This is a genomic window from Geobacillus genomosp. 3 (assembly GCF_000445995.2).
In the GTDB taxonomy this organism is placed as follows: domain Bacteria; phylum Bacillota; class Bacilli; order Bacillales; family Anoxybacillaceae; genus Geobacillus.
The window spans coordinates 1,766,308-1,782,637 of sequence record NC_022080.4 but is presented as its reverse complement, the minus strand read 5'-3'; the positions used below and the strand labels follow the sequence as shown (position 1 = coordinate 1,782,637).

The following is a 16,330-nucleotide window of genomic DNA, read 5'->3' as shown; positions in this document are numbered from 1 at the left end:
CGATGATCGCGAATGTCGTAATCGGCGGAGCCATTTTCGCTTACGCCGGCTGGGCGCTTGTCCGGCATGTGAAAAAAAGCGCCAAAGGGGCGTGCGCGTCATGCCATGCGGCTGACCGCTGCCAAGGAGCGTGCGGAAGCGAGACGATGACTTCTTCCCAGCGCCCATAGAACCGTACATTGCGCCGACAAGATAAGCAACAAACAACGCCGTCTCCCGAATGCCGTTTATGGTTTTGGGAGGCGGCGTTTCCATTAGGCGGGTATTATCTTTTCGTCTGCCGCTTCACGGTCAGCCTGTTTGCGGAAGTACGTGGCGACAATCGGGCCGGAAATGTTGTGCCAGACGCTGAAAATGGCGCTCGGAACGGCGGCGAGCGGCGAGAAATGGGCGGTTGCCAGCGCGGCGCCGAGGCCGGAATTTTGCATGCCGACTTCGATCGAGATGGCTTTTTGCTTCGGCGGCGACATCCGGAGCAATTTGGCAAACCAATACCCAAGCAGCAGCCCTAATCCGTTATGAACGACAACAATGAGAAAAATGAGAAGCCCACTTTTGGCAATGGCCGCTTGGTTTTGCCCGACAACGGCAGCGACGATGGCTACAATGGCAACGACAGAAACGAGCGGCAGCGCCGGGATGCACGCTTTCACCTGCTTTTGGAACAGCGCCTGCGCGATGAGCCCTAATATAATCGGAATAAGCACAACTTTGACAATCGACCAAAACAAGGCGGCGGCGGATACGGACAGCCATTTTCCGGCTAAAAGCAAGATGAGCGAAGGCGTCAAAATCGGCGCCAAAATCGTTGAAACCGAGGTGACGGCCACCGACAGCGCCGTGTCCCCTTTCGCCAAATACGTCATCACATTCGATGCCGTTCCGCCCGGACAGCAGCCGACTAAAATGATGCCGAGCGCCACTTCGCGTGAAACAGGCAAGAAATAGGCAAGCAAAAAGGCGACAAGCGGCATAATCAAAAATTGGGCGATAACACCAATTAGTACGTCAAGCGGACGTTTGAACACTTCTTTGAAGTCGTTCGCCGACAGCGTCAGCCCCATCCCAAACATGACGATGCCCAACAGCGGCACGATATACGGTGCGATCCATGTAAACGCGCTGGGAACGAAAAAGGCGAGCGCCCCGAATAGAAGCACCCAGATGGCGAACGTGTTGCCGACAAAATTGCTGAGTTTGGCGACTGCATTCACGATGCACAACCTCCTTGGTGGTAGAGTGAAAGATATATCCCAAATTATATACATTTTTTAGAAAACTTCAACTTCTAATTGAGAGAAAAAGCGCAACATCGCCCTGGAGGTGTTGCGAACAGCGGAGAAAGCGGCTTTTGTACTAGGACGAACGCAGAGGGAATGGCGGATTTTGAAGAAAAATATGGTCGAAAAAGATAGAGGGTAGAGGAAAAAGAGAAAAAAACGGAAAGATTTGAAGGTGATTAGGGCGAACGGACTATTTACAAAACATGAAGAAAACGGTAAAAATAGAAATGTAGACGGTGGTTTAGAAAAGAGAGAAAATTCTGTTTTTGTAAGGGGACAACGTTATGGTTTACGATGGGATCATTTTGTCGCTGCTAGTCGGCTGGTTTCGCGGCGGGAACTTCAAAGGGCTGGCCCATATGAAATTGCGCGGCGGTTGGCTGTTTCCGTTGCTGCTTGCGGTGCAGTTTGCGGTCTTTTTCCTGCAAGGGAAAGTAGAGTGGGTCGCGAAGATGAGCAACGGGGTGTTTCTTCTCGTCTACATCATCGGGCTCGTGTTTTTATGGCTCAACCGTCATCAGCCGGGATTCCCGGTCATCTTCGCCGGCGTGTTGCTTAACTTCATCGTCATGGCTGTCAACGGTGGACGGATGCCCGTCTCGGTTGAAGCCGCCCAGTTTCTCGGCCGCGAGTACATCGATGCGTTGAAAGCCGGCTTGTACGGCAAGCACCAGGCGATCACGTCCGACACGCTTTTGCCGTTTCTTGGCGACATCATCCCGCTGTCCCCGCCGTACCCGCGCCAACAAGTCATCAGCATCGGTGACGTCGTGATGAACGTAGGAGCGTTTCTGTTCATCCAACATCTCATGCTTAACGCACCGAGACAAGACGAGAAAGAGACAGCGGCTGCTCCTGCGAATCAATAAAACATCATAAGGAGGAAAAGAAGATGAGTGTAAAAACAAAGCAAGTGTTGATCAATCTGTTCATCCTCGGTTCGGTGATCGTGGCGTTGACGTCGGGGTTTAGACTAATTGAATAGTTACTATTTTCTCCACATATGAAAGGGGAGCATTTTATATTATCTCCTTTCAGTTTTTTGTTGTTGTTTTACGGAGAATGCGACAATGTGGATAGAGAGTGGTTATGTATGAGTTTAGAATTAAGAAATTTTGAAAAAATTTATACGTTTATTATCTCACTTTTAGGCTTGTCAGTATTTGGGATTAATAGTGATTTTTTTGCTCAATCCCTTGAGGATTGGGTTTTAATTTATATGTTAGTTGGTTCAATTATTTTATTAAATTTTTTTCCAATCAGCTTACCTCCTAAAGCCAACTCTTTTTCAATGGATTCGTCTATTTATCTTGCTGTTTTATTTTTATACGGGATTAGTTTTACCTTACAGGTTCTCTTCATCTATAGTGTTGTAGAACTTTTTTACAGAAGAAAAATGTCTTTTTGGCGGCATCTTTTTAATTTTTCAATGTACTGCCTAATGATATCAGGTGCTTATTATTCCTTTTTATTCCTTCACGGAGAGATTGGAAGGGTAAACCCATACAATCTCTTGCCTTATTTAGCTAGTTTGCTAGTCTATTTTGGGGTTAATGTTGCTCTAATATTAATTTTCTTTCTGTCTGTAGGCCAAATCTTCAAAGGGGCTCTGGAACTGGGGGTTTTAAAAGAAGCGTGCATCAGTTACTCTATTACTCTATTGCTCTCATTAGTTTTAGCCATTTTATTATGGGAGGCAAAGTATTTTGGTCTATTTGTATTGATTATTTTAGTGACACTGTTATCCTTTGTGTTTAAAAAGTTTTTGCAGTTATACCAATTGACCTCTGACCGCGCTAACAAAGACCATTTAACCGGCCTCTACAACCACGGCTTTTTCAAGGAAACGTTGAAAGAACAGTTTGCCGATTGCAAGAAGTTGAAGAAGCCGTTGACGCTCGCGTTTTTGGACTTGGACGATTTTAAAAAATACAACGACCGAAACGGCCACTTGCAAGGGGACAAGCTGCTGGCGTTTTTCGGTGCGCGGTTGAAAAAAGCGGTGGAAGGAACTAATTTCATCGTTGCCCGCTACGGTGGGGAAGAGTTTGCCATTTTAATGCCGAGTACAACGAAAGAAGACGCGTACGCGTTTTTAAACCGGCTGCGCAAGAACGTGAACGATACATATTTTGAAGGCGTCGAGCACATTCCATACCGTTGTCTGTCGTTTTCCTGCGGCATTGCCGAAATGGAAAAGGACATGTATGAAAGCGATGAACTTATTCACCGTGCCGATCAGGCGCTTTATTATGCCAAGGCGCAAGGGAAAAACAATGTGCAAATTTATGATAAGCACAACATGTGCTTTGATGAAATCAAGTTCAAACAAGACTTGGAAGCGCTCGAGCAGCAAGTGAAATTTTTTCTTTCCAAAGATGTGTATACATACCGCCATAGCAAGCGGGTGTTTAAATACGCCCTTGAATTTGGCAGCCGCCTCAACGAATTAACCGACCATGAACGACAGACGCTCATTTTAGGGGCGCTGATTCATGATATTGGCAAAATTGAAGTGCCGCGCGATATTTTAAACAAGCAAGGGAAATTGGAAAAGCACGAGTGGGAAATCGTCAAAAAGCACGTGACATGGGGAAAGGAATTGATTGCGGCGGAGAAGCGGTTCGACGATTTGCTTCCGCTGATCGAGCTGCATCATGAGCGCTATGACGGGAAAGGATATCCGTACGGGCTGAAAGGGGAGGAAATCCCGAAACTGGCCCGCATTTTGTGTATTATCGACTCGTTTGACGCCATGACGACGGAGCGGCCGTACCAGCGAACGAAAACGTTTGACGAGGCGGTTGAAGAAATCAACCGTTGTGCCGGGACGCAGTTTGATCCGATTTATGCGGCGAAGTTTATTGAGTTTGTCAAGGAGCGCTATTTGCCGCTCGCGAAGGTGCAACAACTGAATGAGATCTAGAAAGGGGAGGGCACTTGCCGGTGGCAAGTGTTTTTTATTTTTTCACCGTTTTGCCACGTTTTTGCCAAATAGTGTTCACGGATATTGGAAATGAAGTGACTTTTTGCACAGGGGCAGCCAAGAAACGGAGGCTATAATGATAACAGATTTTCGCCTAAAGGAAAGGAGGGTGCACATGAAGCAAACGGTCATCATTTTTCTCGTTAGCGCCTTGATTGGTTTAGCAGGCGGTTATGTGTATTTTCAGCCAGGAGAAAAAGGGGGGACGAATGCGGCGCAAACGGCGAAACAAGAGACAGAGAGCGTGTCCGAGCCGTCAGCTTCGGCCGGGAAAGAGGGTGCGAAGGGGGAAACGGCGAACGCCAGTACACAGGATGGAAACATATTACAGAAAAAGGGCTGCCTCTCTTGCCATTCTGTTTCCAAGCTCAATTTGCAAGGTGGAACGACCGGCCCGGATTTGTCGAACGCGTATCAAGTGGTTGAGGGCAAGCATGGGAAGCCGATTGAGGAGTTTTTAAAAGCGCCGACATCTGCCGTGATGTCCGGGGTGATCAAGTCCAATCCGTTGACGGATGAAGAGCGGGCTGACATCATCGCTCTTTTGAAAGAAGCGTCGGAAAAATAGAAAATGGGAGGGAAGCAGATGAAGAAAAAAGTGATTTCCGCACTGTCCGGACTGGCCGTCGGGGTGTTGGCATCGACCGTGTTTTTCGGAAACTTTTCCACCCCGGATACGGTGTCGACGGCATCGGCCAAAACCGATGCTGAAAAAGTATACGTTCCGTTTGGTGAAAAGGACGAATATTACTTGTTTGCCTCTGGCGGTCATTCAGGGCAAATGTTTATTTACGGGGTGCCGTCGATGCGGCGCATTCGCACTGTCCCTGTCTTTTCGCCTGATCCGGCGACTGGTTACGGCTGGGATACCCACTCGAAAAAAATGCTTGGCGGCTACACATGGGGGGATTTGCATCACCCGGCTTTTTCGGAAACGAACGGGGAATATGACGGCAAGTACATGTTTGCGACCGATGTGGCGAACAGCCGGGCAGCGGTGATGGATTTGAAAACGTTTACGGTTAAAGACATTATCGAAGTCCCGAACACGAGCGGTCCGCACTGTGCCGCGTTTGTGACGGAGAATACGGAATATTTATTTTTGCCGACGCGGTTTTCCGTCCCGATCGGCCATCAATATGCATCGCTCGATGAGTACAGCACTAAATACCGCGGCGTGATGAGTGCCGTCACGTTTGACGAAAAAGCGCAAAAGCTGAACATCGCTTATCAAGTGGCGCTGCCGCCGTGGTCGTACGATTTGTCGGATGCCGGGAAAAAAGTGTCCAAAGACTGGGCGGTGTTGACGACCTATAACACGGAAGAGGCAACGACAAACTTAGAGATCAATGCCTCCCAAGAAGACCGCGATTTTATCGTGTTGTTCAACTGGAAAGAGCTTGATAAGATGGTGAAGGAAGGAAAATACGATAACGTCGGCGGCCAAAAAATGATTTTTCCGGAAAAGCATCAAGGCGGCATTTATTTAGTGCCGGTCGCCAAATCGCCGCATGGCGTTGACGTCACGCCGGACGGGAAGTATTTTATCGCTTCCGGGAAGCTCGCCCCGCTGCTGACGGTGTTCTCGTTTGAAAAAGCGTTTCAAGCGATTGAAAAGAAAGAGTTTGCCGGTGAACGGAACGGTATTCCGATTTTAAAATATGAGTCGGTGATGGAGCGGGAAGTCAACCCGGAAAATGCGCTTGGGCCGTTGCATACACAGTTTGACGATAAAGGCATGGCGTACACGACGATGTTCATTTCGTCTGAAATTGTGAAATGGAATCCCGAAACCGGAGAGGTGTTGGATCGCGTTCCGGTGCAATACTCGCCAGGGCATGCTGTTTCTGCCGAAGGGGATACGGTTTCTCCAGACGGGAAGTATTTAGTGTCGCTCAACAAGCTCGCGAAAGACAGCTACTTATCGGTCGGGCCGTCCCATCCGGAGTCGATGCAGCTCATTGACATCAGCGGTGAAAAAATGAAAGTGATTCAATCGTCGCCGGTCGACCCGGAGCCGCACTACGGGCAGATGATTAAGGCCGACAAAATTAAAACGATCGAAGTGTATCCGAAAGAGGAAAACAACCCGAATGCCGTTTACAGCCAACAAGACGCCCGCATCGTTCGGAAAGGGAACGAAGTGCACGTGTACGGCATTGCGATGCGCTCGAAGTTTATCTTTGATGCCAAAGCGAAACGGCCGGATGTGATTGAAGTGAATGAAGGCGACAAGGTGATCGTTCATATTACAAACTTGGACTTTGACGAAGATATTACCCACGGCTTTGCCATTAACCAATACGACTTAAACATGGAAATTCAGCCGGGGCAAACGAACACGATTGAGTTTACCGCCGGTAAGCCGGGGACGTACCCGCTGTATTGCACCAATTTCTGTTCGGCGCTGCACCAGGAAATGACCGGATATTTGTTAGTGAAGCCGAAACAATAAAGCGAGGGGGACGCTTTGTCCCCCTTGTCTGTCCAAAGAGGTGTATCAAACGATGGCGACAACGAAACTATCAGCTCTGTCGGCTGCGTTTGTCGGTGTGTCCGGAGGGCTGTTGCTTTTCTCTCTTTCGTTTCCGTGGTGGGGGATGGATTTCATCGCTCCGCAATATCCGGAAGGATTGAAGATTATCGTTTATCCAAATAGGCTCGAAGGCGATATCGAGATTATTAACGGGCTCAACCACTATATCGGCATGAAGCCGTTTAGTGAAGAGAGCTTTCCGGAACTCGGGTATTTGTCGTATCTCGTCATCGCTATGGCCATAGCGGCCTTTCTCGTGGCGCTAGTGAGAAGCCAAAAAGGGCTGTACGCGCTTATTGTTCTCTTCCTGATTGGCGGGGCGCTCGGCATCTACGATATTCACCGCTGGCTCGCTGATTTTGGGACGAATTTGAGTGACAATGCCCCGATCGAGATTGAGCCGTTTGTGCCGCCGATTTTTGGAGAAAACACGATTGCCAATTTCACGACATTCAGCTATTTTGCTTCTGGCGCGTACATTGTCGGTGCCGCGTTTGTGTGTCTGCTCGTTCCGCTTTGGAAGGAGAGGAAAAAAAGATGAAGCGATGGCTGCTCATTTCCTTGTTTTTTCTTTGCTCTTTCTATGTTCCGAACGAGGTCGATGCCGACGGAACGTTGCAGCAGCTGATTGACGCCGCACCGGCTCACAGCACGATTCGTTTGGAAAACAAAACATACAAGGGCGATCTTGTGATCGATAAGCCGCTTGTGATCATCGGCACGAAAGGGACCGTCATTCAAGGGAGCGGGCGCGGCAACGTGATTTCCGTCAAAGCGCCGCATGTGGTGATCAAACGTGTAACGGTCACAAACAGCGGAAAAAGCCGCAGCACGCAAGAGGAATACGCCGGCATTAAAGTGTACTCAGACGGCAATACGCTGGAAGAGATTACGGTGACCCGGTCGTTTCACGGCATTTATTTAAGCCAGGCGCATCATAATCGGATCGCCAACGTGCGGGTGATCGGCGAACAAAATGGGGATATCGCCGGACAAGGAAATGGGCTGCATATTTACTACTCCAATTTTAACGAATTGGAAGATAACGTCATCATCGGAACGAGAGACGGCATCTTTTTCGACTATGCCAACCATAATGTCGCCCGACGGAACGAGGTGTCGCGCACCCGTTATGGGCTTCATTATATGTATTCCGATGACAATGCGTTTTACGACAACACGTTTATGCTTAATAACGGCGGGGCGGCGATCATGAACTCAAACCGGATCGTCCTTCAAAACAACCGCTTTGTATTCAACAAAGGAATGCGTTCATTTGGACTGCTGCTGCAAATGGCGAATGACAACCAAATCATCGCCAACACGTTTTACCAAAACGGGCGGGGATTGTACGTTGATCAATCGAACGATAACGTTTTGCAAGACAATCTTTTTTTGCAAAACGAAATCGGCATTGAGCTTTGGGCGAGCTCGCAACACCAAACGTTTACGAAAAACCGGATTTGGAAAAACACGATTGCCGTTTTGCGCCTTGGCGGTGAAGATCGCAACCGTTGGGATGCTCATGGTGTCGGCAACGATTGGGGAGACGAAGCGGCGCTGTTTGATTTGAACCAGGATGGAAAGGGCGATTCGCCTTTTCGCTACTCGTCTTCGTTTCATAAACTGGCGGAAGAAAATGAACTCGCGTATTTGTTTTTGTCATCGCCAAGCTTGCACGTTTATGAAAAAATTCATGAATGGCAGCAAGCGGGCGACGTGATGGCAATCGACCGCGCCCCGGTGGTGCAAAAGGGCAAAGCCGCCCACTGGGTATGGGGGTTGGCTGTTCTTGGAGTGGGAACGATGATATGGCAAAGGGGTTTTCGAAAATGAGCTATCTTTGGAAAGAATGGCTCGAGCTTTCGCGGAGCAAGGCGTTTTGGCTCTTGTTTCTGCCGGTGGCGGCCGCCTCGCTTTCCGTGTTGGCGAGCGTCAAATCGCTGCCGGCTGAGCACGGATTACCTGTGTTTTTGCAAATGATGTTTGAGATGAATGTGTATATCGTGCCGCTTCTTTGTTTGTTTTTCGCTTCGTTTTCGGTCATGCAGGAGAAGGAGCAGCGGACGATGGTGATGATTGTGGCCAAAAGCCGCTCGCCTTTGTCGTTTTTATGGAGAAAAAGTGCGGCGATTCAGCTCTTGACGATGGCGGTGTTGATCGTCTGGTATTTCATTTTGATCGTGCCGGTGAAGTTTTGGTTTGTTTTTCATGTACCGCCTTTTCTTCACTTTTTGCTTGCCACGATGGCGCTCGTGTTCATGTTTAACCAGCTTGGCATTTTGCTTGGCCTCTTGTGTAAAACGAAAATTCAACTGATCAGCGCCAATTTGGCTGTGCTGTTCGTATTTCTTTACTTGTATGATTTCGTGTTGCTTTATATATTGCCGTCGGTTACGTATGACAACGTTCGTCTATTTTCATTTGTTTATTTCTTGCAGCCGCTGCACGCGCTTCGCTTTTATTTAGAGACGGCGCTCGGAGTGTTTTCGCTTGACTATTTGTCGCGGACGATGAAAAAGTTTTTCTCGTTTCCGCCTGAGCTGTTTGTGCTGCTGAATATCGCCGTTTGGGGCGTCGGAGCGTTGGCGGCATCGATCGGGTGGAGCCGAAAGGGGGAAGAACGATGATCGAAGTGGCCGGGTTGACCGTTTCATATCGGAACAAAAAAGTGTTGGATGACGTTCATCTCGTCATTAAAAAAGGAGAGCGGTGCGCCTTGGTCGGGCGAAACGGCGCCGGAAAATCGACGTTCATCCATAGTTTGCTGAATTTGCTTCCGGCCGCGCGCGGGGCGGTGTCCATTGCCGGCATTGACCATCGGCGGCATGAATGGAAAACGAAAGTCGCCTATTTGCCGGAAAAATTCCAGCTTTATCCCCAGTTGACCGGCGAGGAAAATGTGCGCTTTTTCGCTTCATTGCACGGGACGGTCGATGAAGGACGGATTGAGCACGTTTTGCGCGCCGTCCGCCTGTGGGAGGCGCGTCATATGAAAAGCAGACATTATTCCAAAGGCATGTTGCAGCGGCTCGGGCTTGCCATTATGCTTTACGATGATGCCGAACTGCTCATTTTAGACGAGCCGACAAGCGGGCTCGATCCGTTAGGGCGGGCGGATTTTTTCTCGATTTTGCGCTCGCTGCCGGACAAAACGATGCTGATCTCTTCGCATCACCTCGATGAAGTCAGGCAGCTTTGCACCCATGTCGCCTATTTGGAAAATGGGAAAGTGACGAAATATCCGGTTGAACAGTTTACCCTTCATACGATGATGGGAGGAGAATAACGTGAAGCGGCAATGGATGACGATTATGGCAGCACTTTTGGTGTTGCTCGCCGGATGCCAAGGAAGCGATTGGACTGTGTCGGTGAAAACCACCCCTTTTTATAAGGAAGGAACAGCTTCCACGTTTGCGGTTGCCATTCAAAAGAACGGGGAACCGGCCAGCGGGCTTGAGGTGACGGCGATATTTGAGATGGCGAACATGGACCACGGGCAAATCGTTGCCGCGTTGAAAGAAGGGGAACCCGGCCTTTATGAGGGACAAGTGCAGCTGCCGATGGAAGGAGAATGGGATGTTTTGTTGCAAATGAAAGACGGGAGCGAAATGACGGAAAAGCTTGTGACACTGACGGTCAAGCGGCAAGATGTTGCCGCGATGATCAACGGCCAAGCGATTACGGCAGCGGAAGTGAAGTTTTACCAAACACGACGGAAAATTGAGATCTCCTCGGCTATGGAGGAGATCCAACAGAACGAGCGCGGCCCGGAGCTCACCGAGCGGCTCAGCTATTGGGAGCGGCAACTTAATGCGACGGCTGAGCCCCGTTCCGCTCTCACTCACCTCATCGAACTGCACTCGATGGCGCTGCTTGCGGAAGAAAAAGGGTATTCAGTCGGCCAGCAGGCGGTTGACCGCGAGATGGAAAAGCGAAAGAATCAATACAGCGAAAGCAAAACGGCGCAAACGCTCATCCGCCAATACGGGGAAACGGCATTTTGGAAGCAAGAACGGCATTATGTCCGGCTTGTGTTGCTCGCGCAAAACGTGTGGAACGACATGGTGAAGCAAGTCAAAACCGAACATCCGGGCATGGCGGAGACGGAGGTGCGTTTCTTCGCACAAAAGAAGTATGAGGAATTGCTTGTCTCGCAAATCGATTCGTTGGACATTCAGCTATATCTTTCCGGGTTGTAGTGGGAAACATTGCCCCATCAGCATGAAGGGCAATGTTTTTTTTGTTGTTGTCGACCGTTTGTGATTGTTTTTGATATTATTTTGGTTATTAATGAATGAAAATGGATGATTATGATTGATTTTTTGCTTGCCTTCGCTTATGATAGAGATAGACACTATTGCCTACTATCGGAGGTGGAAACGTGCTGACAGAAGAACGCCACCGCCTTATTTTGGACTTATTGGTGCAAAAAGGGGTTGTCAAGCTGCAAGAGCTTGTTGACGCGACAGGGGCGTCCGAATCGACGATTCGCCGCGATTTGACGCAGTTGGAAAAAGAAAAAAAGCTGCGCCGCATTCACGGCGGAGCAGCTTTGCTGCAGCAAAAACGCGAAGAGTTGAGCGTGTCGGAAAAATCGCTGAAATATATGGAAGAAAAACGGCAGATCGCCGCCTATGCCGCCCGTTTGGTGCAACAAGGCAACTGCGTTTACTTGGATGCCGGGACGACGACGTTTGAAATGATTCCGCATCTGGCGGAAAAAGATGTCGTTGTCGTCACGAACGGCGTCATGCATGTGGAACGGCTGCTCGAGTATGGCATCACGACGTATGTCATTGGCGGCATGGTGAAGCCGAAGACGAAAGCCTTAATCGGGCGGGGCGCGATTGAATCGCTGCGGCAATATCGGTTCGATCAATGTTTTATCGGCGCGAACGGCGTTCATGATGAGCATGGGTACACGACGCCGGATCCAGAAGAGGCGCTCGTCAAATATACGGCGATGCAGTTGGCGCAGCAGGCGTATGTGCTTGCCGACCATTCCAAGTTGAATGAAAGCGCGTTTGCCAAAATTGCCGATTTGGACGAAGCCGTCTTGATCACCGATGAGCTTGATGAGGAGTGGCAAGAGCGATACAAAGCAAAAACGACAGTCGAGGTTGTGACGCGATGATTTACACTTGTACGTTCAATCCATCTGTTGATTACGTTGTCCATGTCGATGAATTGCGCATCGGCGAACTGAACCGCGCATTGAAAACGATGACATTCCCGGGCGGGAAAGGGATTAACGTATCCCGCGTGCTGAAGCGGCTCGGTGTCGACAGTGTAGCGCTCGGCTTTGTCGGCGGGTTTACCGGGGAGTTTATTGAAGCCGAGCTCCGGAAAGAAGGGATCGTTTCCGATTTTGTTCGAGTCTCCGGCCAGACGCGCATTAATGTCAAGCTAAAGGCAGGGCGCGAGACGGAAATTAATGGCCAAGGGCCGTCGATTGCCGACGAGGACATCATCCAGCTGCTGGCGAAAATCCGCACAATGGCTGTCGGCGATGTGCTTGTATTGGCGGGAAGCGTACCTTCATCATTGCCGCCGGATGTATACGGGCAAATTGCGGCGGAAGCGAGCCGGCAAGGAGGAAAAGTGGCAGTTGATACGAGCGGCCCGGCGCTGCGGGCTTTGCTCGCCAACCGTCCCTTTCTTGTCAAGCCGAACCATCACGAGCTGGCCGAGTTGTTTGGGGTATCAACACCAACAAGAGAAGACATCGTTACCTATGGGCGCCGGCTAGTCGAAATGGGCATTGAACATGTCATCGTGTCCATGGCTGGTGACGGGGCGTTTTACTTCAGTGAAGAGGCGACGCTGTTTGCTGAGGCGCCGCAAGGAACGGTGAAAAATTCCGTCGGAGCGGGCGATTCGATGGTCGCTGGCTTTTTGGCCGCCCACGCGGACGGGAAAGCGGTTGAGGAAGCGTTTGTCTGCAGCGTGGCGGCCGGGAGCGCGACCGCGTTTTCCGAAGATTTATGCACGAAAGACGAAGTGGAAACGATTGCTAGACGCGTCCGCATCATGCGTTTATAACGGAAAATCAAGGGGGACCGTGCAAATGAACATCACTGATTTGTTGACGAAAGAAACCATCATTCTTCAGCTTCAAGCGAAGACAAAAAGCGAGGTCATTGGCGAATTGGCGTCCAAGCTCGCTGAGGCGGGGGCGGTCAGCGATGTGGAAGCGTTCAAACGAGCCATTTGGGCGCGCGAACAACAAAGCACAACCGGCGTTGGCGACGGCATCGCCATTCCGCACGCCAAAACAGCGGCGGTCAAGCGCCCGGCGGTGGCGTTCGGCCGTTCGGCGGTTGGCATTGACTATGAATCGTTGGACGGGAAGCCGAGCCGCTTGTTTTTCATGATCGCGGCGCCGGAGGGCGGCGAACAGACGCACTTGCAGGCGCTCGCCCGCCTGTCCTCGCTGTTAATGGACGAATCGTTCCGCACTCAGCTTGAAACCGCTTCAAGCGAGGAGGAGATTGTCCGTTTGTTTGCGGCGAAAGAAAGTGAGCGGGAAGCACCATCGCCAGCCGCGCCGGCAGGGGGCGGGCGGAAAGTGCTCGCGGTTACGGCGTGCCCGACCGGGATCGCCCATACGTATATGGCAGCTGATGCCTTGAAAGCAAAGGCGGCGGAAATGGGTGTATCGATCAAAGTCGAGACAAACGGTTCCGATGGAGTGAAAAACGCCCTCACGGCCCAAGAGATTGAAGAAGCCGCGGCGATCATTGTCGCAGCCGATAAACAAGTCGACATGGACCGCTTTGACGGCAAACATGTCATTCAAGTGCCGGTCGCCCAGGCGATCCGCGAGCCGGAGAAGCTGATCGAGCAGGCGCTGCGCCAAGAGGCGCCGGTTTACCGGGCAAGCGGCGCGGTGCGGGACGGCGGGGCGGCCAAACCGCGCACCGGTTTTTATAAACATTTGATGAACGGCGTATCGAACATGTTGCCGTTTGTCGTCGGCGGCGGGATTTTAATCGCCCTTTCCTTCACGTTTGGCATTAAGGCGTTTGATCCGAACGACCCGTCGTACCATCCGTTTGCGAAAGCGTTGATGGACATTGGCGGCGGCAACGCGTTTGCCTTAATGATTCCGGTGCTTGCCGCGTTTATCGCGATGAGCATTGCCGACCGGCCGGGATTTGCGCCGGGGATGGTCGGCGGCTTTATGGCGGCCAACGGCGGTGCAGGGTTCTTGGGCGGGTTGATCGCCGGCTTTTTAGCTGGGTATTTGGTTGTCGGGCTGCGGAAACTGTTCAGTCGCTTGCCGCAGTCGCTCGAAGGGATCAAACCGGTGTTGTTGTATCCGCTGTTCGGCATTTTCTTCACCGGCATCATTATGATGTATATCGTCATCGATCCGGTGAAAGCGTTGAATGAAGGGCTGAAACATTGGCTTTCCGGGATGGGAACGGCGAACTTAGTGCTGCTTGGCGCCGTGCTGGGCGGCATGATGGCCGTTGACATGGGCGGACCGATCAACAAGGCGGCGTTTACGTTCGGGATTGCGATGATCGACGCCGGCAACTATGCGCCGCATGCCGCCATCATGGCCGGCGGGATGGTGCCGCCGCTCGGATTGGCGCTGGCGACGACGCTGTTTAAGAAAAAGTTTACAAAAGCCGAACGTGAAGCAGGGAAAACGTGCTATGTGATGGGCGCTTCGTTCATTACCGAAGGAGCGATTCCGTTTGCGGCCGCCGACCCGGTGCGGGTCATTCCGTCGATCATTGTCGGTTCGGCGGTTGCCGGGGCGTTGACGATGTTGTTCCATATCGGGCTGCCGGCGCCGCATGGCGGCATGTTCGTCATCCCGATCGTGAAAGGCAGTGCATGGCTTTATATGTTGGCGATTTTGGCCGGCTCTATTGTGACTGCATTGATGGTTGGACTGTGGAAAAAAGAAGTGCAAGAATAAGAGAAAAAGCGTTCCGCACACCCGGAACGCTTTTCGGTGCGCCCGCCGGCTTTTTCACCCCCGCCGGGCGCCTTTTTCTTTTTGCATGGCGGCTAGTGGGGAAGCGGCATCGATCACTTCGCCGAGTTTCAAGCAAAGCAAGCGGCTGTCATCCAACTCGCGTTGCCGCCATTCGGCGAGCAGGCGGTCGAGCGCTTCTTTCGGTGTATCGTCGGCCAAGCGGAAGGCGCCGTAGTGCATCGGGACAAACAAACGGGCGCGGCAGTCCAAAAACGCCTGTACCGCCTCTTCCGGGGTCGTGTGCTGCGGTCCCATAAACCATTCCGGCTCGTAGGCGCCGATCGGCAAGAGCGCATAGTCGATGGAAAAACGTTCGCCGATGTCGCGAAAGCCGCGGAAGTAACCGCTGTCGCCGGCGAAGTAGACGGTGGGGGCGCCGTCTGCCTCGATCACCCATCCGCCCCAGTGCGAGGTGTTCGTATCCCAAAGCGTCCGCCGCGTCCAATGTTGGGCCGGGACGAACGTGAACGACACGCTGCCGAACGGAACGGTTTTCCACCACGACAGCTCAGTGACATGGCGGAAGCCGCGGCGGCGGAGCAGGCGGCCGAGCCCCTCGGGCACGAACACGTGCGGGTCGCCCGGCAAGCGGCGGAGGCTGCCGATATGCAAGTGGTCATAGTGGCCGTGAGAGATGAGCACTGCATCAACGGGCGGCATGTCCTCAAGCGCGATGCCCGGAGCCGACAAGCGTTTGGCCGTGCCCATCCGCTGCGCCCAAACCGGGTCGGTGACGATCGTAACGCCGGCCAGCTGCATGATAAAGGTCGAATGGCCAACCCAGCAAAGCTGCGGCCGCCCATCAGGATGGTGAAGCCGCTCAGATTGCGGCGGCTCCACACGGGGGACGATGTATGACAAATCTTTTTGTTTTTGTTTCCGCTCCCGCTGCCAGCGGCGAAAATCGGCCCATGTTTTGTGCGTTACGATGTTGTCAAGATTTGTATATCGTTTCGGCACGGCAGTTTTCCCTCCACGATCATCTTTATGAGGAGACTCCCATTTCCATGCGGTGATGTCAGGCGGGAGATTGCTCCATGCGCTATAATTAAAAAGTAGCAAATTTTGCTTTGTTCTACAAAATGTTTGTTCGGGAGGGTGAAAGACATGCTTCAATCTTTTTCGCTTCGCACGACAAAACGCGATGAAATGGTGGAGATTACTTCATTTGTTGAAGAAGCGGTGCGCCAGTCCGGGGTAGAAGAGGGGGTGGTGGTCGTGTATTGCCCGCACACGACAGCCGGCATCACGATTAACGAAAACGCCGATCCTGATGTGAAGCGCGATATGATGCGACGGTTTGATGAAACGTACCCGTGGGAGCATCCGCTTGACCGCCATATGGAGGGAAACACCGCCGCCCATATGAAAGCGAGCACGGTCGGCGCATCGCAGCATGTCATCATTCATGAAGGCCGTCTGCTGCTTGGCCGCTGGCAAGGCATCTATTTTTGCGAATACGATGGGCCGCGTCAGCGGACATTTTACGTGAAAATCTTTAAAGGATAGTAACCATAATTATGTTATGT

At 51.4% G+C, this 16,330-nt stretch carries 16 protein-coding genes; 14 read left to right on the top strand and 2 right to left on the bottom strand.

Annotated features, from left to right (window positions below; genetic code table 11):
- The first annotated feature begins 2 nt into the window (after positions 1-2).
- Positions 3-170 (top strand): FeoB-associated Cys-rich membrane protein, encoded by a 168-nt coding sequence (locus M493_RS17690; protein ID WP_020959983.1) that lies wholly within the window; start codon positions 3-5, stop codon positions 168-170.
- 84 nt (positions 171-254) lie between these two features.
- Here the strand turns inward: M493_RS17690 and M493_RS08870 are convergent, their stop codons facing one another.
- Positions 255-1,214 carry a bile acid:sodium symporter family protein gene (locus M493_RS08870; RefSeq protein ID WP_020959982.1) on the bottom strand — a complete coding sequence of 320 codons (960 nt, stop codon included), beginning with the start codon at positions 1,212-1,214 and terminating at the stop codon, positions 255-257.
- Between the two features lie 353 nt (positions 1,215-1,567).
- Between M493_RS08870 and M493_RS08865 the strand changes: the two genes are divergently transcribed.
- The 12 genes from M493_RS08865 to M493_RS08810 all read left to right on the top strand — a co-directional run bounded on the left by M493_RS08865 (position 1,568) and on the right by M493_RS08810 (position 14,741).
- Positions 1,568-2,152: a DUF5317 domain-containing protein gene (locus tag M493_RS08865; RefSeq protein ID WP_020959981.1), complete on the top strand. Its 585-nt coding sequence runs from the start codon at positions 1,568-1,570 to the stop codon at positions 2,150-2,152.
- A 224-nt stretch (positions 2,153-2,376) separates the two neighbouring features.
- Complete coding sequence (locus M493_RS08860; RefSeq protein WP_041267760.1) at positions 2,377-4,209, top strand: diguanylate cyclase; 1,833 nt, start codon at positions 2,377-2,379, stop codon at positions 4,207-4,209.
- 175 nt (positions 4,210-4,384) lie between these two features.
- Positions 4,385-4,837 (top strand): c-type cytochrome, encoded by a 453-nt coding sequence (locus tag M493_RS08855; protein WP_020959978.1) that lies wholly within the window; start codon positions 4,385-4,387, stop codon positions 4,835-4,837.
- Positions 4,838-4,855: 18 nt separating this feature from the next.
- Complete coding sequence (gene nosZ / locus M493_RS08850; protein WP_020959977.1) at positions 4,856-6,724, top strand: Sec-dependent nitrous-oxide reductase; 1,869 nt, start codon at positions 4,856-4,858, stop codon at positions 6,722-6,724.
- Between the two features lie 52 nt (positions 6,725-6,776).
- Entirely contained in the window at positions 6,777-7,346 is a 570-nt protein-coding gene (locus M493_RS08845; RefSeq protein WP_020959976.1) for a hypothetical protein, read from the top strand.
- The gene (gene nosD, locus M493_RS08840) at positions 7,343-8,641 is read left to right on the top strand and encodes a nitrous oxide reductase family maturation protein NosD (RefSeq protein ID WP_020959975.1); all 1,299 of its coding nucleotides are present in this window, start codon (positions 7,343-7,345) and stop codon (positions 8,639-8,641) included. The genes M493_RS08845 and nosD overlap by 4 nt, the downstream gene beginning before the upstream one ends.
- The gene (locus M493_RS08835; protein WP_020959974.1) at positions 8,638-9,435 is read left to right on the top strand and encodes an ABC transporter permease subunit; all 798 of its coding nucleotides are present in this window, start codon (positions 8,638-8,640) and stop codon (positions 9,433-9,435) included. The genes nosD and M493_RS08835 overlap by 4 nt, the downstream gene beginning before the upstream one ends.
- Positions 9,432-10,094 carry an ABC transporter ATP-binding protein gene (locus tag M493_RS08830; RefSeq protein ID WP_020959973.1) on the top strand — a complete coding sequence of 221 codons (663 nt, stop codon included), beginning with the start codon at positions 9,432-9,434 and terminating at the stop codon, positions 10,092-10,094. The genes M493_RS08835 and M493_RS08830 overlap by 4 nt, the downstream gene beginning before the upstream one ends.
- Before the next feature lies 1 nt (position 10,095).
- On the top strand, positions 10,096-11,007 hold the full coding sequence (locus tag M493_RS08825; RefSeq protein ID WP_020959972.1) for a FixH family protein: 912 nt from the start codon (positions 10,096-10,098) through the stop codon (positions 11,005-11,007).
- Positions 11,008-11,189: 182 nt separating this feature from the next.
- Entirely contained in the window at positions 11,190-11,942 is a 753-nt protein-coding gene (locus M493_RS08820) for a DeoR/GlpR family DNA-binding transcription regulator (protein WP_020959971.1), read from the top strand.
- Positions 11,939-12,850: a 1-phosphofructokinase gene (pfkB, locus tag M493_RS08815; protein WP_020959970.1), complete on the top strand. Its 912-nt coding sequence runs from the start codon at positions 11,939-11,941 to the stop codon at positions 12,848-12,850. The genes M493_RS08820 and pfkB overlap by 4 nt, the downstream gene beginning before the upstream one ends.
- A 25-nt stretch (positions 12,851-12,875) precedes the next feature.
- Complete coding sequence (locus M493_RS08810) at positions 12,876-14,741, top strand: PTS fructose transporter subunit IIABC (protein WP_020959969.1); 1,866 nt, start codon at positions 12,876-12,878, stop codon at positions 14,739-14,741.
- A 54-nt stretch (positions 14,742-14,795) separates the two neighbouring features.
- On the opposite strand, the gene M493_RS08805 is transcribed toward M493_RS08810, so the two are convergent.
- Positions 14,796-15,761, bottom strand: a complete 966-nt coding sequence (locus M493_RS08805) for an MBL fold metallo-hydrolase (RefSeq protein WP_020959968.1) — start codon at positions 15,759-15,761, stop codon at positions 14,796-14,798.
- 147 nt (positions 15,762-15,908) lie between these two features.
- On the opposite strand from M493_RS08805, the gene M493_RS08800 reads away from it, so the two are divergent.
- Positions 15,909-16,310: a secondary thiamine-phosphate synthase enzyme YjbQ gene (locus M493_RS08800; protein WP_020959967.1), complete on the top strand. Its 402-nt coding sequence runs from the start codon at positions 15,909-15,911 to the stop codon at positions 16,308-16,310.
- Positions 16,311-16,330 lie beyond the last annotated feature (20 nt).

What these genes read in the sequence shown, in the direction of transcription:
- M493_RS08845 (WP_020959976.1), top strand. Translation starts at nt 6,777, where the DNA reads ATGGCGACAACGAAACTATCAGCTCTGTCGGCTGCGTTTGTCGGTGTG.
- pfkB (WP_020959970.1), top strand. Translation starts at nt 11,939, where the DNA reads ATGATTTACACTTGTACGTTCAATCCATCTGTTGATTACGTTGTCCAT.
- nosD (WP_020959975.1), top strand. Translation starts at nt 7,343, where the DNA reads ATGAAGCGATGGCTGCTCATTTCCTTGTTTTTTCTTTGCTCTTTCTAT.
- M493_RS08865 (WP_020959981.1), top strand. Translation starts at nt 1,568, where the DNA reads ATGGTTTACGATGGGATCATTTTGTCGCTGCTAGTCGGCTGGTTTCGC.
- nosZ (WP_020959977.1), top strand. Translation starts at nt 4,856, where the DNA reads ATGAAGAAAAAAGTGATTTCCGCACTGTCCGGACTGGCCGTCGGGGTG.
- M493_RS17690 (WP_020959983.1), top strand. Translation starts at nt 3, where the DNA reads ATGATCGCGAATGTCGTAATCGGCGGAGCCATTTTCGCTTACGCCGGC.
- M493_RS08835 (WP_020959974.1), top strand. Translation starts at nt 8,638, where the DNA reads ATGAGCTATCTTTGGAAAGAATGGCTCGAGCTTTCGCGGAGCAAGGCG.
- M493_RS08800 (WP_020959967.1), top strand. Translation starts at nt 15,909, where the DNA reads ATGCTTCAATCTTTTTCGCTTCGCACGACAAAACGCGATGAAATGGTG.
- M493_RS08855 (WP_020959978.1), top strand. Translation starts at nt 4,385, where the DNA reads ATGAAGCAAACGGTCATCATTTTTCTCGTTAGCGCCTTGATTGGTTTA.
- M493_RS08830 (WP_020959973.1), top strand. Translation starts at nt 9,432, where the DNA reads ATGATCGAAGTGGCCGGGTTGACCGTTTCATATCGGAACAAAAAAGTG.
- M493_RS08860 (WP_041267760.1), top strand. Translation starts at nt 2,377, where the DNA reads ATGAGTTTAGAATTAAGAAATTTTGAAAAAATTTATACGTTTATTATC.
- M493_RS08810 (WP_020959969.1), top strand. Translation starts at nt 12,876, where the DNA reads ATGAACATCACTGATTTGTTGACGAAAGAAACCATCATTCTTCAGCTT.